The sequence below is a fragment of the Burkholderia mycopellens genome (assembly GCF_964265025.1).
GTDB lineage: Bacteria > Pseudomonadota > Gammaproteobacteria > Burkholderiales > Burkholderiaceae > Burkholderia.
On record NZ_OZ183803.1, the window covers coordinates 1,480,014 to 1,506,019 of the forward strand.

Sequence of the window (26,006 nt, forward strand, 5' to 3'; positions counted from 1 at the left end):
CTGACCCAACGCCCGCCGCACCCCCGTCGCGGCCGTTCCGCCCCGTCCATTTCCCCCCCGCCTCTCGTCCCAACAGACGATGTGACACCCCCCCCGACCGGCCAGAATCCTTTCACGAACAACGGATTCTGAACCAGGAGGAGGCCGACATGATCGATGTCCGTGCGCTTGGCTACGTCGTCGTCGAGGCGACGCGTGTCGATGCGTGGCGCCGCTACGCGGAAGACGTGCTGGGCATGCAGGCGCTCGACGCGCCCGACGGCGCGCTGTACCTGAAGATGGACGAGCGCGATTTCCGCTACGTGATCGTTCCCGGCTCGACCGACCGCTATTTCGCGTCGGGCTGGGAACTGCCCGACGGCGCGGCGTTCGACGCCGCGCTTGCTGCGCTGCAGCGCGCGGGCGTCGAGCCGATCCGCGCGACGCCCGCCGAAGCCGCGCTGCGCCGCGCGCAGGCGATGGCGTGGTGCACCGACCCGTCCGGCAACCGCCACGAGCTGTACTGGGGGGCGCGCTGCGACTTCCGCCGCTTCGTGTCGCCGCTGGGCGTCTCGCACTTCGTCACCGGCGACATGGGGCTCGGCCACGCGGTGCTGCCCGCGCCGCAGTTCGACGCGACCGACGCGTTCGTGCGCGGCGTGCTCGGCTTCGAGCTGTCCGACATCTATCGCGTGAAGTTCACGCCCGATCCGGCCGAACCCGAGAAACGCATTCACTTCATGCACTGCCGCAACGCGCGCCATCACAGCCTCGCGCTGTTCGAGATGGCCGTGCCGTCGGGCTGCGTGCACGTGATGGCCGAAGTCGACTCGATGGACGAAGTGGGGCGCGCGCTCGATCGCGTGGCCACGCACGACGTGAAGATGTCCGCGACGCTCGGCCGTCACTGCAACGACCAGATGATCTCTTTCTACATGAAGACGCCCGGCGGCTTCGATCTCGAATACGGCTTCGGCGGTCTCACGGTCGACTGGTCGAAACACGCGGTGTTCGAGGCCACTAAGGTGAGCCAGTGGGGCCACGATTTCAGCATCGGATACCGGTAAGCCAGCACGATGACGATGAAACCTCTCGACAAGACGATGTCCGCGCGCGACGTGGTCGCGCAACTCGCCGACGGCATGACGATCGGCATCGGCGGATGGGGGCCGCGGCGCAAGCCGATGGCGCTGGTGCGCGAAATCGCGCGCTCGAACCTGAAGGACCTGACGATCGTCGCGTACGGCGGCGCCGATGTCGGGCTGCTGTGCGCGGCGGACAAGGTGCGCAAGGTGGTGTTCGGCTTCGTGTCGCTCGACGTGATTCCGCTCGAACCGCATTTCCGCCGCGCCCGTGAGCACGGCCGCGTCGATGTGCTCGAACTCGACGAAGGGATGCTGCAGCTCGGCCTGCGCGCGGCCGCCGCACGCCTGCCGTTCCTGCCGACCCGTGCCGGGCTCGGCACCGCGCTGCTCGATCACGCGCCGCAACTGCGCACGGTGCAGTCGCCGTACGACGATGGCGAGACGCTGCTCGCGATGCCCGCGATCGAACTCGACGTCGCGCTGCTGCACGTGAACGCGGCCGACCGGATGGGCAACACGCGCATCGACGGCCCCGATCCGTTCTTCGACGCGTGGATGACGCGGGCCGCGCAGCGCTGCTACGTGTCGGCGGAACGGGTCGATTCGTCGATTGCGACGGAAGACCTCGACGCCGCGAAGCGTAACCCGTTCGAGCGCTCGCTCGTCACGGGCGTGGTGCACGCGCCGGGCGGCGCGCATCCGACGTCGTGCGGTCCGGCCTACGGCTGGGACCTGCCGCACCTGCGCGCGTACTGCGCCAGCGCGGAAGACGACGCGACAACGGCGGCGTACCTGCGCGACGTGGTCGGCCAGGACGAACGCCGGTACCTCGAAGGCGTCGGCGGCCTGTCGCACGTGACGACGCTGCCGTTGCCGATTCTGTAAAGGAGCGCCTGTGAGCGAATCTCTCGACCATTCCCTCGCGGAACTGATGATCGTCGCGTCCGCGCGACTCTGGCGCGACGACGGCGAAGTGCTGGCGACCGGCATCGGCACGGGCCCGCGGCTCGCGGCCGGCCTCGCGCGGCTCGCGTACAACGACGGGCTGATGCTGACCGACGGCGAAGCGTATCTCGTCGAGGAGCCGGTGCCGCTCGGCCCGCGCCCCGATGGCTATCGCGTGAAGGCGAGCGGCTGGATGACCTACGAGCGCGTGTTCGACTGCCTGTGGCACGGCCGCCGCCACGCGCTCGTGATGCCGACGCAGATCGACCGTTTCGGCCAGGCCAACATCTCGTGGCTCGGCGACGACTACGCGCGCCCGAAAACCCAGCTGCTCGGCGCACGCGGCTTTCCCGGCAACACGACGAATCATGCGAACTCGTTCTTCGTCAGCGGCCACGGCAGGCGCACGTTCGTCGAACACGAAGTCGACATGGTGTGCACGGTCGGCTACAACCCGGCGCGCCGGCTGCCCGGGATGAAGACCTTCGTCGACCTGCGCAGCATCGTCACCGACCTGTGCGTGATGGATTTCGGCGGGCCGGACCACGCGATCCGCGTGCGCTCGCTGCATCCGGGCGTGAGCTTCGACGAGGTGCAGGACGCGACCGGCTTTCCGCTGATCGCCGCACCCGATATCGACACGACGGCCCCGCCGAACGCGGAAGACCTGCGCATCGTGCGCGCGCTCGATCCGCACAACCTGCGCGCGACGATCGTGCGCAACAATCCGGCGCCGCGCCGGGGATGAGGTCCGACATGGAAGCGACCCAGGTGAGCTTCGGCGACGGTGTCGTCGACTACGCGGTCGACGGTGGCATCGCGACGATCACGATGAACCGTCCCGAGTATCACAACGCGCAGAACTCGAAGATGACGTACGCGCTCGACGCGGCGTTCCGGCGTGCGGCGCACGACGATGCGGTGAAGGCGATCGTACTCGCGGGCGCCGGCAAGCATTTCTCGGCGGGCCACGACATCGGCACGCCGGGCCGCGACATCCACGAGTCGTTCGACCGCGCATCGCTGTGGTACGACCACGTCGACAAGGACGGCGGCGAATTCCTCTATGCCCGCGAGCAGGAGGTGTACCTCGGGATGTGCCGGCGCTGGCGAGACCTGCCGAAGCCGACGATCGCGATGGTGCAGGGCGCATGCATCGCGGGCGGGCTGATGCTCGCGTGGGTGTGCGACCTGATCGTCGCGTCCGAGGATGCGTGCTTCGCCGATCCGGTCGTGCGGATGGGGATTCCGGGCGTCGAGTATTTCGCGCATGCGTACGAGCTGAACCCGCGCATCGCGAAGGAATTCCTGTTCCTCGGCGAGCGGATGCCGGCCGAGCGCGCGTACCAGATGGGGATGGTCAACCGCGTGGTGCCGCGCGAGCGGTTGCGCGACGCGACCTACGCGATCGCCGCGAGGATCTCGACGATGCCGCGCCTCGGGCTCGCGCTGACCAAGCAGGCGCTGAATCACGTCGAGGAACTGCAAGGCAAGCGCGCGGCGATGGACGCGGCGTTCGCGTGGCATCACTTCGCGCATGCGCACAACGAGCTGGTGAGCGGCGACCGCCTCGGCGGCTACGACGCGCGCAGCATGGCCCGCTCGCAGCGCCAGCCGAACGGCGCGGACCGTAGCGACGCGCACGCGCCCGCGCCGGACGTCGTCAACGGAGCCGCCGCATGAGCACGACGCTGCATACGCCGTTGTGCGACCTGCTCGGCTGCCGCTATCCGATCGTGCAGACCGCGATGGGCTGGGTGGCCGATGCGCGGCTCGTCGCGGCCACCTGCAACGCGGGCGGCTTCGGCTTCCTGGCCGGCGCGACGCTCGAACCCGGGCAGGTCGAGGCCGAGATCCTGAAAGTGAAGTCGCTGACCGGCCAGCCGTTCGGCATCAATTTCCATATGTTCCAGAAGAACGCGCAACAGGTCGTCGAACTGGCGATCAAGCACCGGCTGCGCGCGGTCAGCTACGGCCGCGGGCCCGACGCGAAGACGATCCGCCGCTTCAAGGATGCGGGCATCGTCTGCATGCCGACCGTCGGCGCGCCGAAGCATGCGGCGAAGGCCGTCGAACTCGGCGCGGACATCGTCACCGTGCAGGGCGCGGAAGGCGGCGGCCATACGGGCTCGGTGCCGACCACGCTGCTGCTGCCGAAGGTGCTCGACGCGGTGCGCGTGCCGGTGGTCGCGGCCGGCGGGTTCTTCGACGGGCGCGGGCTGGCCGCCGCGCTCGCGTATGGCGCGGCCGGCATCGCAATGGGCACGCGCTTCCTGATGAGCACCGAATCGCCGGTGCCGCGCGAGACGCTCGAGCGCTACGTCGCGGTCGGCGACCCGGCGCGCATTCGCGTGTCGGAGGCACTCGACGGATTGCCGCAACGGATGATCGACAACCCGTATCTGCTGAAGCTCGAACGTTTCGGCCCGCTGCGCCGCACGCTGTTCGCGCTGAAGACCGCCGAAGCATGGCGACGCCAGAACGGGCTGCGCACGAGCGACATGCTCGGCCTGGCAATCAAGGCGCTGCGCTCGCACAACTACACCGCGAGCCAGACGCTGATGGCCGCGAATGCGCCGTTCCTGATCCAGCGCGCGATCGTCGACGGCCATCCGGATGAAGGCGTGCTGCCGAGCGGCCAGGCGGCCGCGATGATCGGCGCGATCGAATCGTGCGACGCATTGATCGCGCGGATCGTCGCGGAAGCCGGCGAGCGGCTCGACGCACTGGCCGCGCTGCGCGCCGCGCCGGCGGCACAGGCCGCGTGAACACCATCACAGAGAGGCAGAGGAGATGACAGCATCCAACCCACCGGCCGGCGCGACGCCGTTCCGGATCGATCGGGCCGACGGCATCGCCGAACTGGTAATCGCCCATCCGCCCGTGAACGCCCTCGACGCGCAGGGCTGGCATGCGCTGTCCCGCGCGCTCGACGCGCTCGGCGAGGACGACGACGTGCGCGTGATCGTCGTGCGCGGCGAAGGCAGCGGCTTCTGCGCGGGCGTCGACATCAAGGAACTGGCCGCGCATCCGGAGCGAATCGTGGCGGTCAACGCCGGCAACTACGAGACGTTTCGCGCGGTGCACCGCAACCCGAAACCGGTGATCGCGGCCGTGCACGGCTTCGTGCTCGGTGGTGGGATCGGCATCTGCGGCGCGGCGGATATCGTCGTCGCGGCCGACTGCGCACGCTTCGGCGTGCCCGAGATCGACCGGGGCGCGATGGGCGGCGGCGCGCATCTGCAGCGGCTGTTCGGCGTGCAGAAGGTGCGTGCGATGTACTTCACCGGCGACCTGATCGATGCGGCCGAAGCGTACCGGCTCGGCGCGGTCGAGCAGGTCGTGACGCGCGACATGCTGCGCGACGCGGCGCTCGCGATCGCCCGCAAGATCGCGGAGAAGAGTCCGGCGATGGTGCGGCTCGCGAAGGAGGCGCTGAACGGCGTCGAGGACGGCGATCTCGAGGACAAGTACCGCTGGGAGCAGGGCTTCACGCTGCAGGCGTACCTGACGAACGATTCGACGGAGGCGCGCGCCGCGTTCGTCGAGAAGCGCGATGCGCGTTTCGACGCGCAGGCAACCGCCGGAGAGGCACGCGCATGAACCTGGCCTATACGCCGCAGCAACAGGCGTTCCGCGCGGAGATCCGCGAATGGCTCGCCGCGCACGTGCCGCGCGAGCGGCTGCCGAGCTTCGACACGGAGGAAGGCTTCGCCGCGCACCGCGAATGGGAGCGCACGCTGCACTCGGGCCGCTGGAGCATGGTCACGTGGCCGCGCGAACTCGGGGGGCGCGGCTGCGACTTGATCGAGTGGCTGATCTTCGAGGAAGAGTACTGGCGTGCCGACGCACCGATGCGCGTGAACCAGAACGGCATCTTCCTGCTCGGCCCGACGCTGATGGATTTCGGCACGGCGGAGCAGAAGGCGCGCTTCCTGCCCGCGATGGCGGCCGGCGAGCACGTGTGGGCGCAGGGTTGGTCGGAGCCGAACGCGGGCTCGGACATGGCCGCGATCCGCGCGACGGCCGCCCGCATCGGCGACGAATACGTGCTGAACGGCCAGAAGATCTGGTCGACCCGCGCGGTGTGGGCCGACTGGCTGTTCGGCCTGTTCCGCAGCGACCCGGAATCGTCGCGTCACCACGGGCTCACGTTCCTGATGGTGCCGCTGTCCGCGCCGGGCATCACGGTGCGGCCGATCCGCCAGCTCAACGGGCAGACGGGTTTCGCGGAAATCTTCTTCGACGACGTGCGCGTGCCGGTCGAGAACCGGCTCGCGGCCGAAGGCGCGGGCTGGCAGGTTGCGATGGCGACGGCCGGGTTCGAGCGCGGGCTGATGCTGCGTTCGCCGGCACGGTTCCAGCGCACCGCACAGGCGCTGCGCGACCTGTATCTCGCCCACCGCGACAGCGCCGACCGCGATCCGACGCTGCGCGAGCGGGTGGTGCAGGCGTGGATGGATGCGCAGGCGTATGCGCTGTCGACCTACGCGACCGCAAGCCGGCTGCTGAAGGGCGGCCATATCGGCGCGGAGTCGAGCACCAACAAGGTGTTCTGGTCGGAGCTCGACCTGCGCATGCACCAGACCGCGCTCGACATCCTCGGTGCGCACGGCGAGGTCGTCCCGCAGACGGCCGCGCAGCACGCGGCGCTCGGCCACTGGCTCGACGGTTTCCTGTTCGCGCAGGCCGGCACGATCTACGCGGGCACCAACGAGATCCAGCGCAACATCGTCGCCGAACGGATGCTCGGCATGCCGCGCGCCTGAGCGCACCGGCGCCACCCTTACAGAACGGACATCGTATGGATTTCGTATTCGATGAAGACCAGGAAGCGCTCGCGGACAGCGTGAAGCGCCTGCTGATGACCGAGATGACGCCCGAGCTGATCCGCGAGCTCTGGGCCACGCCGACCGGGCGCTCGGACGACCTGTGGGCGCTGTTCGCGTCGCAGGGGCTGACCGCCGTGTCGGTGCCCGAGGCGCACGGCGGGCTCGGCCTGAGCGAAACGGAATGGGCGCTGCTCGCGCAGACCTACGGCTATTTCGGCAGCCCCGAGCCGCTGCTCGACACGGCGCTCGTGTCGGCCGGCGTGCTCGCGCGGCTGCCGGCGAGCGACTGGCGCGACGCGCTGCTGCGCGACATCGCCGAAGGGCGCGCGCGCGTCGCGCTCGTGCATCCGGTGAACCCGTATGCGGCCGACGTGCACGTCGCGCAGACGCTCCTTTGCGAACACCGCGGCGAGCTGCATCGCGTCGATCCCGCGCAGTGCGCGTGGCGCGCGGTGGACAGCGTCGACCCGTCGCGGCGGCTGTTCACGCTCGACTGGGAGCCGTCGGCCGCCACGCGCATCGCGAGCGCCGACGAAGCCGCGCCGCTGCTGGCGCGCGCGCTCGACCACGGTGCGTTCGCGGTCGCCGCGCAGTTGCTCGGCCTCACGCAGCGCGTGCTCGACGTCGCGATCGACTACAGCGCGCAGCGCAAGCAGTTCGGCAAGGCGATCGGTTCGTACCAGGCGCTCAAGCACCTGCTCGCCGACGTCGCGATCCGCTACGAGTTCGCGCGGCCGGTGGTCGCGCGCGCGGCGCAGGCGATCGCCGACGATCACCCGCAGCGCGCGGTGTTCGTGTCGCACGCGAAGCTCGCGGCGACGTCGGCCGCACAGCTTGCCGCGCGCCACGCGATGCAGGTGCACGGCGCGATCGGCTACACGTGGGAGCTCGACCTGCAGATCTTCATGAAGCGCATCTGGGCGCTCTCCGGCAGCTGGGGCGACAGCGCGTTCCACAAGGCGCGCGTGGCCGACGCGATCCTCGGCGATGCATTGCCGATCGGCCCCGCGCAGACCTTCGACCTCGAGGAGTTGAACGGATGAAACAAGCCTATATCGTCGACGCGCTGCGCACGCCGACCGGCCGCCGCAAGGGCGGGCTCGCGCACGTGCATGCGGCGGACCTCGGCGGCTTCGTGCTGAAGACGCTGGTCTGGCGCAACGCGATTCCCGCGGACGAATACGACGACGTGGTGTTCGGCTGCGTCGACACGATCGGCCCGCTCGCGGGCAACATCGCGCGCACTTGCTGGCTCGCGGCCGGGCTGCCGCTGCAGGTGCCGGGCGTGACGGTCGACCGCCAGTGCGGCTCGTCGCAGCAGGCCGTGCATTTCGCCGCGCAGGCCGTGATGAGCGGTGTGCAGGACGTGGTGGTGGCCGGCGGCGTGCAGACGATGACGCAGATCCCGATCTCGTCCGCGATGACCTGCGCGGCGCCGCTCGGCTTCAACGACCCGTTCTCGGGCAGCAACGGCTGGCGTGCGCGCTTCGGCGACGCGCCGGTGTCGCAATTCGTCGCCGCGCAGCGGATCGCCGATCACTGGAACCTGTCGCGCGACGCGATGGAGCGTTATGCGCTCGAAAGCCACCGCCGCGCGGTTGCGGCGATCGAGGCCGGGCATTTCAAGCGGGAAATCGTGCCGCTCGAAGGCGTCGTGCACGACGAGACGCCGCGCCCCGATACCTCGCTGGAAAAGATGGCGACGCTCGAACCGCTGACGCCGGGCGGTTCGCTGACGGCGGCCGTCGCGAGCCAGACCTGCGATGCGGCCGCCGCGCTGCTGATCGTGTCGGAGGAGGCGCTGACGCGCTACGGGCTCACGCCGCGCGCACGCATCCATCACCTGAGCGTGCTCGGCGACGATCCGCTGTGGATGCTCACGGCACCGATCCCGGCGACGCAGGCCGCGCTCGAGAAGGCCGGCCTCGACTGGTCGCGGATCGACGTCGTCGAGATGAACGAGGCGTTCGCATCGGTCGCGCAGGCATGGCTCGCCGACACGCGTTTCCCGCACGAAAAGACCAACCCGAACGGCGGCGGCATCGCGCTGGGCCATCCGCTCGGCGCGACCGGTGCGCGTCTGATGACGACGCTGCTGCACGAACTGGAACGCACGGGCGGCCGCTACGGGCTGCAGACGATGTGCGAAGGCGGCGGCCTCGCGAACGTCACGATCATCGAGCGCCTGTGAGCGCGTCACCTTCACGATCCACGAGGCACCAGCATGGGAATCTGTAACGGACGCACCGTCATCATCACCGGCGCGGGCGGCGGGCTCGGGCGCGCATACGCGCTTGCGTTCGCGGCCGAAGGCGCGGCGGTCGTCGTCAACGACATCCGGCGCGATGCCGCGCAAGCAGTCGTCGACGAAATCGCGCAACGCGGCGGCCGCGCGCTTGCGAATGCGGACGACATCACGCGCGTCGACACCGCGCAGCGGATCGTCGACGCGGCGCGCGAAGCGTTCGGCGACGTGCACGTGCTCGTCAACAACGCGGGCATTTGCCGCGACAAGATGTTCACGAGCATGACCGAAACCGACTGGGACGACGTGATGCGCGTGCACCTGCGCGGCCACTTCTGCCTGTCGAGCGTGCTGGCGCGGGTGTGGCGCGATGCGGCGAAAGCCGGCCGCGCGGTCGATGCGCGGATCGTCAACACGAGTTCGGGCGCCGGGCTGCAAGGCTCGATCGGCCAGTCGAACTACGGCGCGGCGAAGGCCGGGATCGCCGCGCTCACGCTGATGCAAGCGGTCGAGTTGCAGCGCTACGGGGTGCGCGTGAATGCGCTGGCGCCGGCCGCGCGCACGTCGATGACCGAAGGCGTGTTCGCCGACATGATGAAGCAGCCCGAGGACGGCGGCTTCGACTATTTCGATCCGGCCAACGTTGCGCCGCTGGTCGTGTGGCTCGGCAGCGCGCTGTCGGCTGATGTGACGGGCCAGGTGTTCGAGGTCGCGGGCGGGATGATCGCGGTCGCGGAAGGCTGGCGCACCGGCCCGCGCGTCGATCGCGGCGCACGCTGGGCAGCGGCCGAGGTTGGCCCGGCGGTGGCGAAGTTGCTTGCCGATGCGCGTCCCGCGCAGCGTGTGTACGGGAGCTGAGCGATGGATCTGGCGCTCACCGACGAACAGGCGATGATCCGCGATGCGGCAGCCGACGTGCTTGCGCAACGCAGCGCGTCCGCCGACGTGCGCCGCGCGCTCGCGCAGTCGGCCGGCCGTGACGATGCGCTGTGGGCCGCGCTTGCGGGCGAACTCGGCTGGAACGCGCTTGCGTTGCCCGAGGCGGCCGGCGGGCTGGGGCTCGGTGCGCTCGAGCAGACGGTGCTGATGGAGCAGCTCGGCCGGCGCGTCGCGTGCGTGCCGTATTTTTCGACCGCATGCCTCGCGGCGACGGCGCTGGCCGGCTGCGATACGCCGCTGGCGACAGGCCGGCTCGCGAAGATTGCCGAAGGCGCGTGCAGTGCGACGCTGGCGCTGCCGTTCGACTGGCCGTTCGGCGAGTCAAGTGGCGCGCGGGTCGGCCGGCCATGCGGCGGGCCGGACGTCAACGCATTCGACGCGTCTTTCGGCGACTCGTTCGACGAACCGGCCAGTGCTCGACCGCTTCCGTTCATCGCGGAAGAAACCGCGGCTGGCTTCGCGTTGTCCGGCGTCGCAGCACACGTGCTCGACGGCGCGCGCGCCGACCTGCTGCTGGTTCCGGCGCGGATCGCGAACGAAGGGCGGTCGGTCGGGCTGTTCGCGATCGACGTCGCAACGGCGTCGGGGCTCGACGTCACGCCGCTCGACACGCTCGACGCCACGCGGCCGATCGCACGGATCGTGCTCGACGACGCCCGCGTGAGCCGCGACGCGCTGCTCGCGTGTGGCACCGCGGCGGCCCAGTTGCTGGGACGCACCGCGTGGTTCGCGGCGCTCGCGCTGGCTGCCGAACAGCTCGGCGGCGCACAGCAATGCCTCGACCTGACGCTCGACTACACGAGCCAGCGCGTGCAGTTTGGCCGCGCGATCGCGTCGTTCCAGGCCGTCAAGCACCGCTGCGCCCAGATGATGGTGCTGATCGAAGCGGCGCGTTCGGCGGTGCTCGGCGCCGCGCATGCATGGGATGCGGAAGCCGGCAGCGTGCTGCCGGGCGACGCATTGCGTGCCGATATCGCCGCCGCGAAATCCGCCGCGAACGACGCGTATGCGTTCTGCGCCCAGGAAGCGATCCAGTTGCACGGCGGCGTCGGCTTTACGTGGGAATACGACCCGCATCTCTACTTCAAGCGTGCGCAGGCGTCGGGTGCGCAGTTCGGCAGCACGCCGCAACTGCTCGAATGGATCGCGTCCCATGCGATCGACGGCGGCGCATCGCGTCGCGACGAAGCGCTCGCACCCCCCGCCGCGGCGGCATCTCGTCCATCGGCAGCACGCACAGGAGCCCTCCAATGAACAGCGACACGCGCGAACGGCAATTGCGGCATGAAGTGGCCGACTGGGTGCGATCGCACCTGACCGGTGACTTCGCGTGCCTGAAATACCGCGGCGGCCCCGGCGACGAGGAAGCCTGGCCCGAGCTACGCAAGGCGTGGGAGCAGGAACTGGCGAAGGGCGGCTGGACCGGCCTTGGCTGGCCGACGGACGCCGGCGGGCGCGGCTTCCCGGTCGCCGAGCAGGTGATCTTCCACGAGGAATACGCCCGTGCGGGCGGCCCCGGGCGGATGGGGCACATCGGCGAAGGGCTGCTCGGGCCGACGCTCGTCGCGTGCGGCACCGACGATCAGCGCGCGCGCTTCCTGCCCGGCATCCTGGCCGGCACGCAGTTCTGGTGCCAGGGTTATTCGGAGCCCGGCGCGGGGTCCGACCTGGCCAACGTGCGCACGCGCGCCGAACCGGGCGCGGACGGCGCGTGGCGCGTGTACGGCCAGAAGGTCTGGACGTCGCTCGCGCACGATTCCGACTGGATCTTCGTGCTGGCGCGCACGGATCCCGCGTCGAAGGGCAACAAGGGGCTGTCGTTCCTGCTGATGCCGCTCGACCAGCCGGGCATCGAGATCCGGCCGATCAAGCAGCTCAACGGCGGCGCGGAATTCAACGAAGTGTTTTTCGACGGTGCGCGTGCGGAAGCCCGCGACCTCGTCGGCGCGCCCGGCGACGGCTGGCGGATCGCGATGACGCTGCTCGGCTTCGAGCGCGGGATGTCGACGCTCGGCCAGCAGATGCAGTTCGTCCGCGAACTCGAATGGGTGATCGACGCCGCGCGCGAATCGGGCGCGGACCGCGACCCCGTCCTGCGCCAGCGGATCGGCCGCGCGTGGGCCGGGCTGCGCGTGATGCGCTACAACGCGCTGCGGATGCTGTCCGGGGCGGACGACGCCGATGGCGCGGCCGCCGCGCCGCTGCGCCGCGAGGCGCTGATCTACAAGTATTTCTGGTCGAACTGGCACCGCGACCTCGGCCAGCTCGCGATGGATGCGCTTGGGTCCCGCGCGAACGTGATCGATCCGGCCGACGAAAAGCTCACCCATCTGCAGCGCGTGTTCCTGTTCTCCCGTGCGGACACGATCTATGCCGGCACCAACGAAATCCAGCTCAACATCATGGCCGAGCGCGGGCTCGGCATGCCCAGGGAACCCCGAGGTACTTCATGACCGACTCCCAGATTGCAAAAGCGCCGCCCTACGTGCCGGGCCACCAGTTGCTCGCCGGCAAATCGGTGCTGATCACGGCTGCCGCCGGCGCCGGCATCGGCTTCGCGGCCGCGCGCCGCTGCGCGGAAGAAGGCTGCCGCGCGCTGTTCATCTCCGACATCCACGAAAAGCGGCTCGAGCAGGCGGTCGAGACGCTGCGCGCCGAAACGGGGCTGCAACAGGTCCACGGCCGCCTGTGCAACGTCGCGGTGGAGGCCGACGTGCAGGCGCTCGTCGCGCAAGCGCAGGACGCGCTCGACGGCGTCGACGTGCTGATCAACAACGCCGGGCTCGGCGGCTCGACCCGCATCGTCGATATGGACGATGCCGAATGGTCGCGCGTGATCGACATTAGCCTGACCGGGACGTTCCGGATGACGCGCGCGATGCTGCCGCACATGCAGGCCCGAGGCCGCGGCGCGATCGTCAACAACGCATCGGTGCTCGGCTGGCGCGCGCAGGCGGAACAGGCGCACTACGCGGCCGCGAAGGCGGGCGTGATGGCGCTCACGCGCTGCGCGGCGCTCGAGGCGTCGCCGTACGGCGTGCGCATCAACGCGGTCGCACCGAGCCTCGCGATGCACGATTTTCTGAAGAAGTCGGCGCCGGCCGACCTGCTGAATCAACTGGCGTCGCGCGAAGCCTTCGGGCGCGCCGCCGAAGTCTGGGAGGTCGCGAACGTGATGGTGTTCCTTGCAAGCGATTACGCGTCGTACATGACCGGCGAAGTGCTGTCGGTCAGCAGCCAGCACGCATGATGAGCACGACCCTCGACCCCGTGCGCGCGACGCCCCGCGTGTTCGCGCATCCCGGCGAACTCGCGGCGGCCGTCGGCGAGACGCTCGGCGCGAGCGCGTGGCTCGCGATCGACCAGCTCCGCATCGACGGCTTCGCCGATGCGACGGGCGACCACCAGTGGGTGCACGTCGACCCGGTGCGCGCGAAGGACGGCCCGTTCGGCGCGTGCATCGCGCACGGGTACCTGACCTTGTCGCTCGTCAATGCCTTCCTGCCTCAGATCGTGCGGATCGACGGCGCGCGGCTCGGCGTCAACTACGGCTGCGACAGGATCCGTTTCCCGTCGCCGGTGAAGGTCGGCGCGCGTGTGCGCGGCGTCGGCGAGCTGCTGCGCGTCGAGCCGCTCGAAGGCGGCGTGCAGGCATGGATTCGCGTGACCGTCGAGATCGAAGGCGAAGCGAAACCCGGTTGCGTGGCCGACACGATCAGCCGTTACACCTTCTAGATTCAGAGAGCCACACACATGGAAGACGCAGTCATCGTTTCCGTCGCACGCACGCCGATCGGCAAGGCGTTTCGCGGCATGTTCAACGACACCGAGGCGCCGGCGCTGGGCGGCCACGTCGTGCGCGCGGCGCTCGAACGGGCCGGCGTCGCGCCGGCCGACGTCGACGACGTGCTGATCGGCTGCGCCGCGCAGCAGGGCACGCAGGGCTACAACATCGGCCGCCTGTCGGCTGCAGCAGCCGGGCTGCCGGCATCGGTGCCGGGCATGGCGATCGACCGCATGTGCTCGTCGGGCCTGATGTCGATCGCGAGCGCGGCGCGCAGCATCGGCGCGGGCGACGCGCGGATCGTCGTCGCGGGCGGCGTCGAGTCGATCTCGCTCACGCAGAACCAGCACAAGAACGCATATCGCGCGCGTTCGCAGGCCGTGCTCGACCACCAGCCGGCTGCGTACATGGCGATGATGGAAACGGCCGAGATCGTGTCGCGCCGCTACGGGATCTCGCGCGCCGCCCAGGATGCATTCGCGCTGCAGAGCCACCAGCGCACGGCCGATGCCCAGGCGGCCGGCCGCTTCGACGCGGAAATCGCGCCGCTCGACGTGCGGCGCGCGCTGTTCGACAAGGAAGGCAACCCGGCCGGTTACGAGGACGTGCACGCGGCGCGCGACGAAGGCGTGCGCGCCGACACGACGGCCGAGCGGCTCGCGGGGCTGAAGCCGTCGTGGAGCGGCGGCAAGGTCGTCGAGCAGGGCGAGTTCGTGACGGCCGGCAATGCGTCGCAGCTGTCGGACGGCGCGGCGGCGGTCATCGTGATGTCGCGCAGCGAAGCGGCGCGCCGTGGCCTGACGCCGCTCGGCGCGTTCCGTGGCCTCGGGGTGGCCGGCTGCGAGCCGGACGAGATGGGTATCGGCCCGGTGTTCGCGATTCCGAAGCTGCTGGCGCGCGTCGGGATGACCGTCGGCGACATCGGGCTGTGGGAGTTGAACGAGGCCTTTGCGTGCCAGGCGCTGTACTGCCGCGACACGCTCGGCATTCCAGACGATCGGCTGAACGTGGATGGCGGGGCGATCGCGCTCGGCCATCCGTTCGGCATGTCGGGCACGCGGATGACGATGCACGCGCTGCTCGAAGGCGCGCGGCGCGGCGTGCGGCACGCAGTCGTGACGATGTGCATCGGCGGCGGGATGGGCGCCGCCGCGCTGTTCGAAGTCGGCGCGTAGCGGCACGCGGGCGGGCCGCGCCGCTCAAGCGGCCCCCCATTCAGGACCATTCGAGGCCGCGGCAACGACCGACGGCCCGGAGACTGGCGGGCGACGGTGGTGAGCGCCATGGCGCTCACCGTCGTCGAACGCAGACACAGGAGACAAGCGATGAAACGAACTTTGCCCGGACTCGCGATATCGGCGCTGGTGCTCGGCGCCGCGCTGTTCGCGTTTTCTCCGCGCCCGCTGCCGGCGTTCCCGGTCACGGCGATCCACGCCGACCGGCTGCAGATCAACGGGCTCGCCCGGGCCGGCGCACGCATCGTCGCGGTCGGCGAACGCGGCGTGATCCTGCTGAGCGATGACGGGGGCGCCCGCTGGCGACCGGCATCGGTCACGCCCGACCAGGCATCGACGCTCACGCAGGTGCGCTTCGTCACGCCGACGCTCGGCATCGCGGTCGGCCACGACGGCCGGATCGTGCGCAGCGACGACGCCGGCATGCACTGGCGCGAAGTGCACATCGACCACGAGCATTCCGATCCGTTGCTGTCCGTGTGGGGCACGGCCGACGGCCCGCTGTTCGCGGCCGGCAGCTTCGGCCAGCTGCTGCGTTCGGACGACGCGGGCCTCCACTGGCAGACCGTGAAGACCCCGGCCGGCGATCGTCACCTGAATGCGATCGTCGGCGACGGCCACGGCAACCTGCTGGTCGCGGGCGAGAGCGGCACGCTGCTGCGCTCGACCGACAACGGCGCCACGTGGGACAAGCTGCCGTCGCCGTACGCCGGCTCGCTGTTCGGCGCGCTGATGCTCGCGAACGGCGACTGGGTCGCCTACGGGATGCGCGGCAACGTGGTGCGCAGCACCGATCGCGGCGCGACCTGGACGCATGTCGACAGCCACGTGCCGGTGTCGTACTTCGGCGCGACCCAGCTCGCCGACGGTGAACTCGTGCTGGTGGGCCAGGGCGGCGCGATCGTCGCGTCGCGCGACGGCGGGCTGACCTTCGACGTGCGCAAGCTCGGCGGCGTGCAGAGCCTCGCGGCCGTGCTCGACATGGGCCACGGCGCGCTGCTGCTCGGCGGCGAAGCCGGCGTCGCGCCGCTCGCCGGCTCGCCGTCCTGACGCCCGGCCGTCCTGCTGCCTGCTCCCGTTCGTTTCGCATCGACCAGAGAATTCCATGAACGACCTGTCACGCCCCCCTGAAGCCGTTTCCGCGTCGCGCCTCGCCGCGTTCGTCGAGCGCTGCGCCAACACGATCATCCGCCGGCGCCGGTTGCTGATGCTGCTGTGCGTCGCGGTGACGCTTGCGCTCGGGCTGTCCGCGACGCGCCTGAAGCTCGATCCGGGCTTCAACAAGATGATCCCGATGCAGCACCCGTACATGCAGGTGTTCGAGCGCTATGCGGGTGCGTTTCCCGGCGCGAACACGATCCTCGTGAGCCTGCGCTGGAACGGCGACGGCGACATCTACAACCAGACGTTCATGGACGCGCTGCGCCACGCGACCGACGACGTGTTCTTCATTCCCGGCGTGAACCGTTCGCGCGTGTTCTCGCTGTTCACGCCGAACGTCCACTACACCGAGGTGACCGAGGCCGGCTTTCGCGGCGACGTGGTCGTGCCCGGCCAGTTCTCGAGCGCGAACCCGGACGATCTCGCGAAGGTGCGCCGCAACGTCGCGCGTTCCGGGCAGATCGGCCGCCTCGTCGGCAACGACCTGAAGTCGGCGCTGATCCGCGCGGAGCTGCGCGAGACCGACCCGGCCACCGGCAAGCGGCTCGACTACAGCGCGGTCGCGCGCCAGCTCGAGGAGATCCGCGCGAAGTACGCGAAGCAGGGCATCGACGTGAACATCATCGGCTTCGCGAAGCTGGTGGGCGACGTCGAGAACGGCATCGCCGGCGTCGTGGCGTTCTTCGCGCTGGCCTTTCTCGTCACGGCCGCGCTGCTGCTCGCCTATACGCGTTCGCTGAAGACCACCGTGCTGGCGCTCGCCGTCGCGCTGCTGCCGGTCGTCTGGCTGCTCGGCGCGCTGCCGCTGCTCGGGCTCGGCATCGACCCGATGTCGATCCTCGTGCCGTTCCTGATCTTCTCGATCGGCGTGTCGCATGCGGTGCAGATGACCAACGCGTGGAAGCAGGCGCTGGTGCGCGGCGCATCGTCGGCGGAGGCCGCGCGCGACGCGTTCCGCAAGCTGTTCGTGCCGGGCACGGTCGCGCTGCTGACCAACGCGCTCGGCTTCATGGTGATCATGCGGATCAGGATCGACATCGTGCGCGAGCTGGGCATCACCGCGTGCCTCGGCGTGCTGCTGATGATCGTGACGAACAAGGTGTTCCTGCCGATCCTGCTGTCGTACACGCGCCTCGAGCGCGGCGCGCTGGCCCATGCGCAGCGCAGCGCGGCGGCCGGCGGCAGCCGGAGGTGGTCGCGCTTCGCGGTGTTCGCGCGGCCGGCGCCGGCGCTCGGCGTGTTCGCGGCGGCGCTCGCGCTGCTCGCGTACGGCACGCTCGAATCGCGCAAGCTGGAGATCGGCGACATCGGCACCGGCGCGCCTGAACTGCGCGCGAACTCGCGCTACAACATCGACAACGCGGCGATCACGCACCAGTACAACATCGGCGTGGACGTGCTGTCGGTGATCGTCGAGACGACCGGCTTCGACGACGCGTGCCTGCATTACCCGGTGATGAGCGCGATCGAGAAGTTCGAGATGACCATGCGCGGCGTGGCCGGCGTGCAGTCGGTGACGAGCGTGTCGTCGCAGGGCAAGGTGTTCATCGCCGCGTTCAACGAGGGCAATCCGCGCTGGGCCGCGCTGCCGCGCTCCAGCGACGGGCTCACGCAGGGTTCCAGCGCGTTCGACCCCGACAACGGGATGAACACCGCGAACTGCAAGGCGATCCAGGTGCTGATCTACACGAAGAACCACGAAGGCACGACCCTCGCGCACATCGTCGACGAGATCAAGCGCTTCGCGGCCGGGAACCCGACACCGAACGTCGCGTTCCGGCTCGCGGGCGGCAACGTCGGCGTGATGGCCGCGACCAACGAGGCGGTCGGCGACGCGGAGATCGCGATGCTGCTGTCGATCTTCGGCGCGATCGCGCTGCTCTGCGCGGTCACGTTCCGCTCGTGGCGCGCGGTGCTGTGCATCGTCGTGCCGCTCACGCTGGTGTCGATCCTGTGCAACGCGGTGATGGCGCGGCTCGGCATCGGGCTGAAGGTCGCGACGCTGCCGGTGATCACGCTTGGCGTCGGCGTGGGCGTCGACTACGGGATCTACCTGTACGAGCGCCTGCAGCACGACCTCCGTCACGGCGCGACGCTGCCGGACGCGTTCGCCGACGCGATGCGCCAGCGCGGTACGGCGGCGTTGTTCACGGCCGTCACGATGTTCATCGGCGTCGGCACGTGGGCGTTCTCCGCGCTGAAGTTCCAGGTCGACATGGGCGTGCTGCTCGCGTTCATGTTCCTCGTGAACCTGTTCGGCGCGGTGTTCCTGCTGCCCGCGCTGGCCGCATGGCTCGGCGTGGAGCGTGCCGAGCACCGCGTGCCGGCGGCGCAGCCCCGGCAGGCGCCGGCGGCCGCGCCGCCGCCGAAGCCGGCGCACGCACTCGAATCCGGCAATCCGGTGCGCTGAGCGCGCCCCTCATCACCCCGAGCGCGCGGCGGGCCGCCGCGCGCGTCCACCAGGAGACGACACACCATGTCCGCACGCCCCTACAAGATCGAAGCCCAGCCGCTCGTGCAGCGCTATGCGCGCGGCTGGCACTGCCTCGGGCTCGCCCGCGACTACAAGGACGGCAAGCCGCATACGCTGAACATCTTCGGCCGCAAGCTCGCCGCGTTCGCCGATTCGACCGGCAAGGTCAACATCGTCGACGCGTATTGCCCACACATGGGTGCGGACCTGAGCCTCGGCACGGTCGACGGCGACAATCTCGTGTGCCCGTTCCACGGCTGGGCCTGGAACGGCGAAGGGCAGTGCGCGTCGATCCCGTACTGCAAGCGGATCCCGCCGAAGGCGCGCATCGGCGCGTGGCCGACCTGTGAGCAAAACAACCTGCTGTTCGTGTGGAACGACCCGGAAGGCAACGCGCCGCCGGAGGCAGTCGCGATTCCGCGTCTCGACGTGTGTTTCTCCGACGAATGGTCGGACTGGGTCGTCGACAAGATGGTGATCCAGGCCAATTGCCGCGAACTGGTCGACAACATCTCCGACGTCGCACACTTCGCGACCGTGCACCGCGCGCCGATCGACTATTTCGCGAACCTGTTCGAGGATCACAAGGCGACGCAACTGATGGTCGGCCGCAGCGAGAAGCTCGGCGGCGACGCCCTGACCGCGCTGTCGACGTATTTCGGGCCGGCCGTGCACATCACGCAGATGACGGGGCAGAGCGGCGGGCAGCCGATCCACTCGGTGCTGCTGAACTGCCATGTGCCGATCGACATGAACAGCTTCGAGCTGCGTTACGGCGTGATCGTGAAGAAGGTGGCCGGGCTGACCGACGCGCAGAACATGGAGATCGCGAACGCGTACGTGAAGGAAGCGCAGCGCGCGTTCTACGAGGACGTCGACATCTGGCACAGCAAGACGCGGATCGACAACCCGCTGCTGTGCGAAGGCGACGGGCCGCTGTACCAGATGCGCGACTGGTATTCGCAGTTCTACCTGGACGTGGCGGACGTGCGGCCGACGAGCGTCGCGCGCAAGGCGTTCGAGATGCGGATTCGCGAAGGCGCCGCGCCGCCGGCGCTGCATCACGTGTTCGAGCCGCGGTAAAAACCGGTGCGCCGGCCGAAAAAAGGGGGGACATCGAAATATGTGCCATCGGCCGGCAATGCACGCCGCGCAAGGCGCACGGGGCGGGCGCGCTGGTGCGTCGCATCAAAATGTCTTGACGAAACGGCCGCTACCGCGTAGTGTCCATGACCGAAGTGTCCAAGAAGTTCGATTGCTCATCATTGGCCGCACTCCGTGCGGCGGTCGTTGGTCTCTCCCTCTTTAGATTCTTTCTGTGCCCGTTGCGGGCGCATGTTCAATTATTCGTCATTTGTATTAAGGAAGTATTTGTGGATACCGGTACCGTCAAGTGGTTCAACGAAACCAAGGGCTTTGGTTTCATTTCCCCGGACAACGGCGGCGACGATCTGTTCGCCCATTTCTCTGAAATTCGCGGCACGGGCTTCAAGACCCTGGCCGAAGGCCAGAAGGTCAGCTTCGAAGTGAAGCGCGGCCCGAAGGGTCTGCAAGCATCGAACATCACGCCGCAGTAAGCCGCATCGGCAGCGGCCGCCAAGCGGTGGCCGCCGCCGGACGGATTCGCGCGCAGGGCGCCGCTTCGGCGGCAGCCGGCGCGCTTCCGATGCGCACGACCGATGCATCGCGACATCCACGATGCATCGGTCGTGACGCCTCCCTCAACGCATGCGTGATCCGCGTGCGACGCAACGCCTTCGTGAAGCGCCCGCCGCTTCGCGAGCGCATCACCGCTTCAACGCATCAACCCGAGCAGACCGCCGCCATGCCGTAGTAGCCGGCGCGGTCCCGACTTGCGCGGCGCTCCATGCGCCGCCGCCACTGACCGCCCGAACGCCGCAACGCGCCGGGCTCCGATCGCAAGACAGGCCCTGGGCCCGTCTGAACGAACCGATCCCCGGCAGCCTGCCGGCCGCCGTCCCGTTGCGGGTACGGCGGCGGGCAGATCGCCGCGGCTGCGGTCAATTACCTTGTCTGGAGGAATTGGTTTGGCAAAAGAAGAACTGCTGGAACTGGACGGAATCGTCGACGAAGTGCTGCCCGACAGCAAATACCGTGTCACGCTGGAAAACGGTGTCGTGGTCGGCGCGTACGCGTCGGGCCGCATGCGCAAGAACCATATCCGCATTCTCGCGGGCGATCGCGTGACGCTGGAACTGTCGATGTACGACCTGACCAAGGGCCGCATCAACTTCCGGCACAAGGACGCGAATTCGACGCGTCCGCAGCGCACCGGCCAGCCGCGCCGTTAAGCGGCAACGATCGGCGCGGGCCCGCAGCACCGCCTCGCCGATCGAATCCCGTCCGGCCGACGAGGCTGGACGAACCGGGTGGACGACACATCGCGTGCCGTTCACCGGCCACCGCCGGCATCGTCATGCCGGGGCGGCCACACCGCCGTTACCGGCCGCCGCGCGTGCGCAACGCTCAAGCGGCCGCGTCCAGCAGGAAATCCTCGATGACCGTCGCGAAGTACGGCGGGCATTCCTGCATCGGGTAATGCCCGCAATTCGGGATCGTCACGAGCCGCGCGTTCGGGTGCCAGGCCAGGAACGTCGCGCGCATCGCCGCTTCGTCGAGCCCCGGATCCTTGTCGCCGACGATCACCAGAAAGCGCGTGTCGAGCCCGCGGATGTCGTCGACGAAATCCGTTCCCGTCAGCATGTCGAGATACGCGAGCCGGCAAGCCGGCGCCACGCGCTCGCGGTTCTGCCGCAGCTTCAAGTCGGCCCAGCGCGCCGACAATCCCCCCGTCACGAAACGCATGAGCCGGCGAAACGCATCGTCGTTGACAGTCGTGCTCGCGAAGAACGCGCGTGCGTCGTCGTTCAGGCGGTTGCCGGCCGCCGACACCGGGCACACGGCGATCGCGCTCTTGATGCGCGATGGCGCGTCGGCGGCGATCCGTTGCGTTGCCATGCCGGTCATCGAATGGCCGATGATGTGAAAGCGCTGCCAACCCAGCCGGTCCGCGAGCGCGAGACAATCTGCCGCGATCTCGTCGACGGTGCAGGCGCCGTTCAGGTGGATGGATGCGCCGTAGCCGCGCAGGTCGACGAAGACATAGCTGAAGGCGGCTTCATCGAGATACGGCAATAGCGCCGCGTAGTTGGTGCGGTCGCCGAGCCAGTCGTGCAGGACCAACACACATTCGGGGCCCGTGCCGTGCCGCTGGTAGCCGAGGCCGTCATGGTCGGCGTTCGGGCGGGAGACGAGGGTGTCGACAGGGTTCATTTCAAGTGATTTCCGTTTGGTGGGTGAACCAAAACGAAACGCCCTCCCGGCGGACCGGGAGGGCGTCTTGAAAGTGCATCGATCGTATCGGGCCGACCGGCGAAAGTCAACGCTCGGCGCACCGTCCCGCCCGAAACGTCGATGCGCTGCGTAATTGATCCGGCGGACCCGGCGGTTGTCGTGCGACACCAGCGCCGCGATCGTTGACCCGATGTGCGTTACGCGGAAAAACCGCGTCGGCCGACCGCTGAACGCGCGCGCCGCAACGCGGTTCGCATGCCGCTTTACGCGCGGGGCGGCGCGGTCGTACACTCGTCGGCAATTCGCGGCCCGCGCCGTGGCTTTCAATGCCTTCAGCGGCTTCCAGCGGGCCAACGACCGTGCCAGCAGGACTTTCGTCGCGCGACGCCAGGAGGCGCCATGAGTGCAGACGCAGCCCCCGCATCCCCGTCGGTTCAGGACCGCATCCGGCACGTGTTCGTGCTGATGCTCGAGAACCGCTCCTTCGATCACCTGTTCGCGCTGTCGGGCTATCCCGACATCGTTGCCGCGTCACCGGGTAACAGCAATGCGTATGGCGACGCGGTCTACCCGTTCGGCGGCGGCGCACCCGACCGGATGCCGACCGATCCGTGCCACGAATTCACCGACGTGCTCGAGCAGCTTTGCGGCCCGGGCGTGCCGTTCGTGAAAGGGCAGCCGTATCCGCCGGTCGGCAATACCGGGTTCGTGTCGAACTACGCGACGTCGCATTCCGAAGGCACGCCGCCGCAGCCGGCCGATGCGGGCAAGATCATGCAGGGCGTCAATATCGCGACGCAGGCGCCGTCGCTGTACGCGCTGGCGAACGCATTCGTGCTGTGCGACGCGTGGCATGCGTCGATGCCGGGGCCGACCTGGCCGAACCGCTTCTTCCTGCACGGGGCGTCGTCGGCCGGGCTCGACCATTCGCCGACCAAGGAAGAAATGGCCGGGTGGGACGTGTTCGGCGGCTTTCCCTATCCGAAGGGTTCGATCTTCGCCGCGCTCGGCGACGACAACTGGCGCATCTACCAGGACCAGACGGGCGACCCGCTCGGCCACGTGCCGCAGGTCGCGTCGCTGAAGGGCATCAGCTTCTTCGACATCGACGATCTCGCGCATTTCGAGGCCGATCTCGCGGCCGGCTATACGGCGCGCTATACGTTCATCGAGCCCGGCTACGGCGACATCGTGCACGGTACCTATCAGGACGGCAGCTCGCAGCACCCGATGGACGGCTTGGCCGGTGGCGACCAACTCGCCGCGCGCGTGTACGACGCGATCCGCAATTCGCCGGTGTGGAACAGCAGCCTGCTCGTGATCTGCTACGACGAGCATGGCGGCTTCTACGATTCGGTCAGGCCGGGCGCCGCGCCGCCGCCGAACGATGGCGCGGCGGCGACGTTGAACGCGAGCGGCTTCGGGTTCGACGTGTACGGCGTGCGGGTGCCGGCGATCGTGATTTCGCCGTGGGTCGCGGCCGGGCAGGTCGACCATACGCCGTACGACCATGCGTCGGTCGCCGCGACGCTCGAGCGGCTGTTCGGCCTTGCGCCGCTGACGGACCGCGACCGTCTCGCGAACGACCTGCTGGCGCTCGTCACCACGACCTGCCGCACCGACTGCCCGCAAAGGATCGGATCATGAGTACCACACCGGCCCCCGACCCGCGCGATGCGCTGCCCGTGCGCGACGGCACGAGCCTGATCGCGTTCTTGCACATCCTGAAGAAAGCGCATGCGGCGCTGGTCGGCCATGACAAGGCCCATCAGCGCTTCAGCGAGATCGTGACGCGCGGGCAGGCGCGGCAATACATCGAGGAGCTGATGCCGTCGCTGCTGCAGGCGCGTGCGGAACATCGGCGGCGCCGGCATGGCGGGAAACATCGTTGACGGATATGGCTGCGCGAGGTGGGGGCGTGTTGAAGGCGGTGTCTCGGTGAGAGCGGCCGCGACGCGTCACGCGGCCTGCCGGGCGCGCAGCGCGCCTACCCTCGTCAAAAGAAAACGGGGCTAGCGCCCCGTTCACACTGCTTCCGGATGGAAGACGGCCGTATGCGATTACGCCGCCACCGACCGCGCCCGCACCATCGTCAGCGCCGCGTCCTCGATCATGTCTTCCTGCCCGCCGACGAGCCGCTGCCGGCCCAGCTCGACGAGGATGTCGCGCGCGGGAATCCCGTACTTCGCTTCCGCGCGCTTCGCGAACAGCAGGAACGACGAGTAGACGCCCGCATAGCCGAGCGTCAGCGCGTCGCGGTCGAGGCGGATCGGCGCATCCATGATCGGCACGACGAGATCCTCGGCGACGTCCGAGATCGCGAACACGTCGACGCCCGTCTCGATCCCCATCCGGTCGCATACCGCGACGAACACTTCCATCGGCGTGTTGCCCGCGCCGGCGCCGAGGCCGGCCGCGGCCGCGTCGATCCGGTTCGCGCCGGCAGCGACGGCCGCGACCGAGTTCGCGACGCCCATCGCGAGGTTGTGGTGGCCGTGGAAACCGAGTTCCGTCTCCGGCTTCAGCGCGTCGCGCACCTGGGCGATCCGTGCGGTCACATCGTCGGGCAGCATGTGGCCGGCCGAATCGGTGATGTAGATGCAGTTCGCGCCGTACGATTCCATCCGCTTCGCCTGCACGACGAGCTGCCCGGGCGACGACATGTGCGCCATCATCAGGAATCCGACCGTATCGAGCCCGAGCGTGCGCGCGAGGCCGATGTGCTGCTCCGACACGTCGGCCTCGGTGCAGTGCGTCGCGACGCGGATCGTGCCGACGCCGAGCGCGTGCGCCATGCGCAGATGCTCGACGGTGCCGATGCCCGGCAGCAGCAGCGCCGACACCTTCGCCTGCTTCAGCTCCGGAATCACGGCGCTCAGGTACGCCTCGTCGGTATGCGCGGGAAACCCGTAGTTGACCGACGCGCCGCCGAGCCCGTCGCCGTGCGTGACCTCGATCAGCGGCACGCCGGCCGCGTCGAGCCCGCGCGCGATGTCGCGCATCTGGTCGAGCGTGATCTGGTGGCGCTTCGGGTGCATCCCGTCGCGCAGCGACATGTCGTGGACGGTGATCTGCTTGCCTGCAAGTGACATCGTGTGACTCCTCGACTCAAGCGGTGGCGGCCGTCGCGGCCAGCATCTGTTCGGCGAAACGCTCGGCCGTGGCGGCCGCGGCGGCGGTCATGATGTCGAGGTTGCCCGCGTACTTCGGCAGGTAATCGCCGAGCCCCTCGACTTCCATGAACACCGACACGCGATTGCCGTCGAACACGGGGCCGTTCTTCAACGCGTAGCCGGGCACGTAGCGTTGCACTTCCTTGACCATCGCGTGCACGGACGCGGTGATCGCGTCGACGTCGGGCGGCCCGTCGGTCAGGCAGTGGATCGTGTCGCGCATGATCAGTGGCGGCTCGGCCGGGTTGATCACGATGATCGCCTTGCCCTTGCGTGCGCCGCCGACCTGTTCGATCGCGCCGGACGTCGTGCGCGTGAATTCGTCGATGTTCTTGCGCGTGCCGGGGCCGACCGAGCGCGACGACACGGTCGCGACGATCTCGCCGTACGCGACCGGCTGCACGCGCGATACCGCGTACACCATCGGGATCGTCGCCTGGCCGCCGCAGGTGACCATGTTCACGTTCGCCTGCGCGCTGTCGAGATGCGCGTCGAGGTTGACCGGCGGCACGCAGTACGGCCCGATCGCGGCGGGCGTCAGGTCGATCATCCGCACGCCGAGCGCGGTGAGCTTGTCGGAGTTGTCGCGGTGCACGTAGGCCGACGTCGCGTCGAACGCGATGCGGATGTCGTCGGCGGCCACGTGCGGCAGCAGCCCGTCGACGCCTTGGTCGGTGGTCTTCAGGCCGAATTCGCGCGCCCGTGCGAGACCATCGGATGCAGGATCGACGCCGACCATCCACACGGGTTCGAGCACCGGCGAGCGGCGCAGCTTGTAGAGCAGGTCGGTGCCGATGTTGCCGGGCCCGATCAGTGCGCATTGGATTTTCTTCATCAGGG

Annotated in this window: 25 protein-coding genes; 22 read left to right on the top strand and 3 right to left on the bottom strand. The window is 69.2% G+C overall.

What is annotated here, in order from left to right; translation table 11 throughout:
- Positions 1 to 149: 149 nt before the first annotated feature.
- The 20 genes from ACPTTC_RS24905 (at position 150) to infA (ending at position 20,990) form a co-directional block, all read left to right on the top strand.
- Positions 150 to 1,046 (top strand): VOC family protein, encoded by an 897-nt coding sequence (locus ACPTTC_RS24905; RefSeq protein ID WP_423394336.1) that lies wholly within the window; start codon positions 150 to 152, stop codon positions 1,044 to 1,046.
- Between the two features lie 9 nt (positions 1,047 to 1,055).
- Positions 1,056 to 1,949 carry a CoA transferase subunit A gene (locus ACPTTC_RS24910; RefSeq protein ID WP_423394337.1) on the top strand — a complete coding sequence of 298 codons (894 nt, stop codon included), beginning with the start codon at positions 1,056 to 1,058 and terminating at the stop codon, positions 1,947 to 1,949.
- 10 nt (positions 1,950 to 1,959) lie between these two features.
- Positions 1,960 to 2,757, top strand: coding sequence for a CoA-transferase subunit beta (locus tag ACPTTC_RS24915; RefSeq protein ID WP_423394338.1), 798 nt, complete (start codon positions 1,960 to 1,962; stop codon positions 2,755 to 2,757).
- 8 nt (positions 2,758 to 2,765) lie between these two features.
- Positions 2,766 to 3,692 (top strand): enoyl-CoA hydratase, encoded by a 927-nt coding sequence (locus ACPTTC_RS24920; RefSeq protein WP_423394339.1) that lies wholly within the window; start codon positions 2,766 to 2,768, stop codon positions 3,690 to 3,692.
- A complete protein-coding gene (locus ACPTTC_RS24925; protein WP_423394340.1) occupies positions 3,689 to 4,777 on the top strand; it encodes an NAD(P)H-dependent flavin oxidoreductase in 1,089 nt (362 codons plus the stop codon). Before ACPTTC_RS24920 ends, ACPTTC_RS24925 begins: the two co-directional genes overlap by 4 nt.
- Before the next feature lie 25 nt (positions 4,778 to 4,802).
- The gene (locus tag ACPTTC_RS24930) at positions 4,803 to 5,612 is read left to right on the top strand and encodes an enoyl-CoA hydratase family protein (protein WP_423394341.1); all 810 of its coding nucleotides are present in this window, start codon (positions 4,803 to 4,805) and stop codon (positions 5,610 to 5,612) included.
- On the top strand, positions 5,609 to 6,778 hold the full coding sequence (locus ACPTTC_RS24935) for an acyl-CoA dehydrogenase family protein (protein ID WP_423394342.1): 1,170 nt from the start codon (positions 5,609 to 5,611) through the stop codon (positions 6,776 to 6,778). The genes ACPTTC_RS24930 and ACPTTC_RS24935 overlap by 4 nt, the downstream gene beginning before the upstream one ends.
- Positions 6,779 to 6,813: 35 nt before the next feature.
- Positions 6,814 to 7,884: an acyl-CoA dehydrogenase family protein gene (locus tag ACPTTC_RS24940; protein ID WP_423394343.1), complete on the top strand. Its 1,071-nt coding sequence runs from the start codon at positions 6,814 to 6,816 to the stop codon at positions 7,882 to 7,884.
- On the top strand, positions 7,881 to 9,032 hold the full coding sequence (locus ACPTTC_RS24945; RefSeq protein WP_423394344.1) for an acetyl-CoA C-acetyltransferase: 1,152 nt from the start codon (positions 7,881 to 7,883) through the stop codon (positions 9,030 to 9,032). The genes ACPTTC_RS24940 and ACPTTC_RS24945 overlap by 4 nt, the downstream gene beginning before the upstream one ends.
- Before the next feature lie 33 nt (positions 9,033 to 9,065).
- Entirely contained in the window at positions 9,066 to 9,944 is an 879-nt protein-coding gene (locus tag ACPTTC_RS24950; RefSeq protein WP_423394345.1) for an SDR family oxidoreductase, read from the top strand.
- A gap of 3 nt (positions 9,945 to 9,947) precedes the next feature.
- Entirely contained in the window at positions 9,948 to 11,279 is a 1,332-nt protein-coding gene (locus tag ACPTTC_RS24955; protein ID WP_423394346.1) for an acyl-CoA dehydrogenase family protein, read from the top strand.
- Entirely contained in the window at positions 11,276 to 12,478 is a 1,203-nt protein-coding gene (locus ACPTTC_RS24960; protein WP_423394347.1) for an acyl-CoA dehydrogenase family protein, read from the top strand. Before ACPTTC_RS24955 ends, ACPTTC_RS24960 begins: the two co-directional genes overlap by 4 nt.
- On the top strand, positions 12,475 to 13,275 hold the full coding sequence (locus ACPTTC_RS24965; protein ID WP_423394348.1) for an SDR family oxidoreductase: 801 nt from the start codon (positions 12,475 to 12,477) through the stop codon (positions 13,273 to 13,275). The genes ACPTTC_RS24960 and ACPTTC_RS24965 overlap by 4 nt, the downstream gene beginning before the upstream one ends.
- Entirely contained in the window at positions 13,275 to 13,760 is a 486-nt protein-coding gene (locus tag ACPTTC_RS24970; protein WP_423395712.1) for a MaoC family dehydratase, read from the top strand. Before ACPTTC_RS24965 ends, ACPTTC_RS24970 begins: the two co-directional genes overlap by 1 nt.
- A gap of 18 nt (positions 13,761 to 13,778) precedes the next feature.
- Complete coding sequence (locus ACPTTC_RS24975) at positions 13,779 to 14,984, top strand: acetyl-CoA C-acyltransferase (protein ID WP_423394349.1); 1,206 nt, start codon at positions 13,779 to 13,781, stop codon at positions 14,982 to 14,984.
- A 150-nt stretch (positions 14,985 to 15,134) separates the two neighbouring features.
- Complete coding sequence (locus ACPTTC_RS24980) at positions 15,135 to 16,094, top strand: WD40/YVTN/BNR-like repeat-containing protein (protein WP_423394350.1); 960 nt, start codon at positions 15,135 to 15,137, stop codon at positions 16,092 to 16,094.
- A gap of 55 nt (positions 16,095 to 16,149) precedes the next feature.
- On the top strand, positions 16,150 to 18,615 hold the full coding sequence (locus ACPTTC_RS24985; RefSeq protein WP_423394351.1) for an efflux RND transporter permease subunit: 2,466 nt from the start codon (positions 16,150 to 16,152) through the stop codon (positions 18,613 to 18,615).
- 66 nt (positions 18,616 to 18,681) lie between these two features.
- A complete protein-coding gene (locus ACPTTC_RS24990) occupies positions 18,682 to 19,761 on the top strand; it encodes a Rieske 2Fe-2S domain-containing protein (RefSeq protein ID WP_423394352.1) in 1,080 nt (359 codons plus the stop codon).
- 290 nt (positions 19,762 to 20,051) lie between these two features.
- Complete coding sequence (locus tag ACPTTC_RS24995) at positions 20,052 to 20,255, top strand: cold-shock protein (protein WP_006483056.1); 204 nt, start codon at positions 20,052 to 20,054, stop codon at positions 20,253 to 20,255.
- A 471-nt stretch (positions 20,256 to 20,726) separates the two neighbouring features.
- On the top strand, positions 20,727 to 20,990 hold the full coding sequence (gene infA / locus ACPTTC_RS25000) for a translation initiation factor IF-1 (protein ID WP_226197583.1): 264 nt from the start codon (positions 20,727 to 20,729) through the stop codon (positions 20,988 to 20,990).
- 175 nt (positions 20,991 to 21,165) lie between these two features.
- Here infA and ACPTTC_RS25005 read toward each other — a convergent pair whose 3' ends face one another.
- Positions 21,166 to 21,972, bottom strand: coding sequence for an alpha/beta fold hydrolase (locus ACPTTC_RS25005; protein ID WP_423394353.1), 807 nt, complete (start codon positions 21,970 to 21,972; stop codon positions 21,166 to 21,168).
- 420 nt (positions 21,973 to 22,392) lie between these two features.
- Between ACPTTC_RS25005 and ACPTTC_RS25010 the strand changes: the two genes are divergently transcribed.
- Positions 22,393 to 23,640: an alkaline phosphatase family protein gene (locus ACPTTC_RS25010; protein WP_423394354.1), complete on the top strand. Its 1,248-nt coding sequence runs from the start codon at positions 22,393 to 22,395 to the stop codon at positions 23,638 to 23,640.
- Complete coding sequence (locus tag ACPTTC_RS25015) at positions 23,637 to 23,885, top strand: hypothetical protein (RefSeq protein WP_175966179.1); 249 nt, start codon at positions 23,637 to 23,639, stop codon at positions 23,883 to 23,885. Before ACPTTC_RS25010 ends, ACPTTC_RS25015 begins: the two co-directional genes overlap by 4 nt.
- 168 nt (positions 23,886 to 24,053) lie before the next feature.
- Here ACPTTC_RS25015 and dmpG read toward each other — a convergent pair whose 3' ends face one another.
- Together dmpG and ACPTTC_RS25025 are read right to left on the bottom strand one after the other, a co-directional pair.
- On the bottom strand, positions 24,054 to 25,085 hold the full coding sequence (gene dmpG, locus ACPTTC_RS25020) for a 4-hydroxy-2-oxovalerate aldolase (protein ID WP_226197579.1): 1,032 nt from the start codon (positions 25,083 to 25,085) through the stop codon (positions 24,054 to 24,056).
- 16 nt (positions 25,086 to 25,101) lie between these two features.
- Entirely contained in the window at positions 25,102 to 26,001 is a 900-nt protein-coding gene (locus ACPTTC_RS25025) for an acetaldehyde dehydrogenase (acetylating) (RefSeq protein ID WP_423394355.1), read from the bottom strand.
- Positions 26,002 to 26,006 lie beyond the last annotated feature (5 nt).

Excerpts from the sequence above, each read along its gene's own strand:
- ACPTTC_RS24905 (WP_423394336.1), top strand. The coding sequence starts at position 150 with ATGATCGATGTCCGTGCGCTTGGCTACGTCGTCGTCGAGGCGACGCGT.
- ACPTTC_RS24910 (WP_423394337.1), top strand. The coding sequence starts at position 1,056 with ATGACGATGAAACCTCTCGACAAGACGATGTCCGCGCGCGACGTGGTC.
- ACPTTC_RS24920 (WP_423394339.1), top strand. The coding sequence starts at position 2,766 with ATGGAAGCGACCCAGGTGAGCTTCGGCGACGGTGTCGTCGACTACGCG.
- ACPTTC_RS24925 (WP_423394340.1), top strand. The coding sequence starts at position 3,689 with ATGAGCACGACGCTGCATACGCCGTTGTGCGACCTGCTCGGCTGCCGC.
- ACPTTC_RS24930 (WP_423394341.1), top strand. The coding sequence starts at position 4,803 with ATGACAGCATCCAACCCACCGGCCGGCGCGACGCCGTTCCGGATCGAT.
- ACPTTC_RS24935 (WP_423394342.1), top strand. The coding sequence starts at position 5,609 with ATGAACCTGGCCTATACGCCGCAGCAACAGGCGTTCCGCGCGGAGATC.
- ACPTTC_RS24940 (WP_423394343.1), top strand. The coding sequence starts at position 6,814 with ATGGATTTCGTATTCGATGAAGACCAGGAAGCGCTCGCGGACAGCGTG.
- ACPTTC_RS24945 (WP_423394344.1), top strand. The coding sequence starts at position 7,881 with ATGAAACAAGCCTATATCGTCGACGCGCTGCGCACGCCGACCGGCCGC.
- ACPTTC_RS24950 (WP_423394345.1), top strand. The coding sequence starts at position 9,066 with ATGGGAATCTGTAACGGACGCACCGTCATCATCACCGGCGCGGGCGGC.
- ACPTTC_RS24955 (WP_423394346.1), top strand. The coding sequence starts at position 9,948 with ATGGATCTGGCGCTCACCGACGAACAGGCGATGATCCGCGATGCGGCA.
- ACPTTC_RS24960 (WP_423394347.1), top strand. The coding sequence starts at position 11,276 with ATGAACAGCGACACGCGCGAACGGCAATTGCGGCATGAAGTGGCCGAC.
- ACPTTC_RS24965 (WP_423394348.1), top strand. The coding sequence starts at position 12,475 with ATGACCGACTCCCAGATTGCAAAAGCGCCGCCCTACGTGCCGGGCCAC.
- ACPTTC_RS24970 (WP_423395712.1), top strand. The coding sequence starts at position 13,275 with ATGAGCACGACCCTCGACCCCGTGCGCGCGACGCCCCGCGTGTTCGCG.
- ACPTTC_RS24975 (WP_423394349.1), top strand. The coding sequence starts at position 13,779 with ATGGAAGACGCAGTCATCGTTTCCGTCGCACGCACGCCGATCGGCAAG.
- ACPTTC_RS24980 (WP_423394350.1), top strand. The coding sequence starts at position 15,135 with ATGAAACGAACTTTGCCCGGACTCGCGATATCGGCGCTGGTGCTCGGC.
- ACPTTC_RS24985 (WP_423394351.1), top strand. The coding sequence starts at position 16,150 with ATGAACGACCTGTCACGCCCCCCTGAAGCCGTTTCCGCGTCGCGCCTC.
- ACPTTC_RS24990 (WP_423394352.1), top strand. The coding sequence starts at position 18,682 with ATGTCCGCACGCCCCTACAAGATCGAAGCCCAGCCGCTCGTGCAGCGC.
- ACPTTC_RS25005 (WP_423394353.1), bottom strand. The coding sequence starts at position 21,972 with ATGAACCCTGTCGACACCCTCGTCTCCCGCCCGAACGCCGACCATGAC.
- ACPTTC_RS25010 (WP_423394354.1), top strand. The coding sequence starts at position 22,393 with ATGAGTGCAGACGCAGCCCCCGCATCCCCGTCGGTTCAGGACCGCATC.
- ACPTTC_RS25015 (WP_175966179.1), top strand. The coding sequence starts at position 23,637 with ATGAGTACCACACCGGCCCCCGACCCGCGCGATGCGCTGCCCGTGCGC.
- dmpG (WP_226197579.1), bottom strand. The coding sequence starts at position 25,085 with ATGTCACTTGCAGGCAAGCAGATCACCGTCCACGACATGTCGCTGCGC.
- ACPTTC_RS25025 (WP_423394355.1), bottom strand. The coding sequence starts at position 26,001 with ATGAAGAAAATCCAATGCGCACTGATCGGGCCCGGCAACATCGGCACC.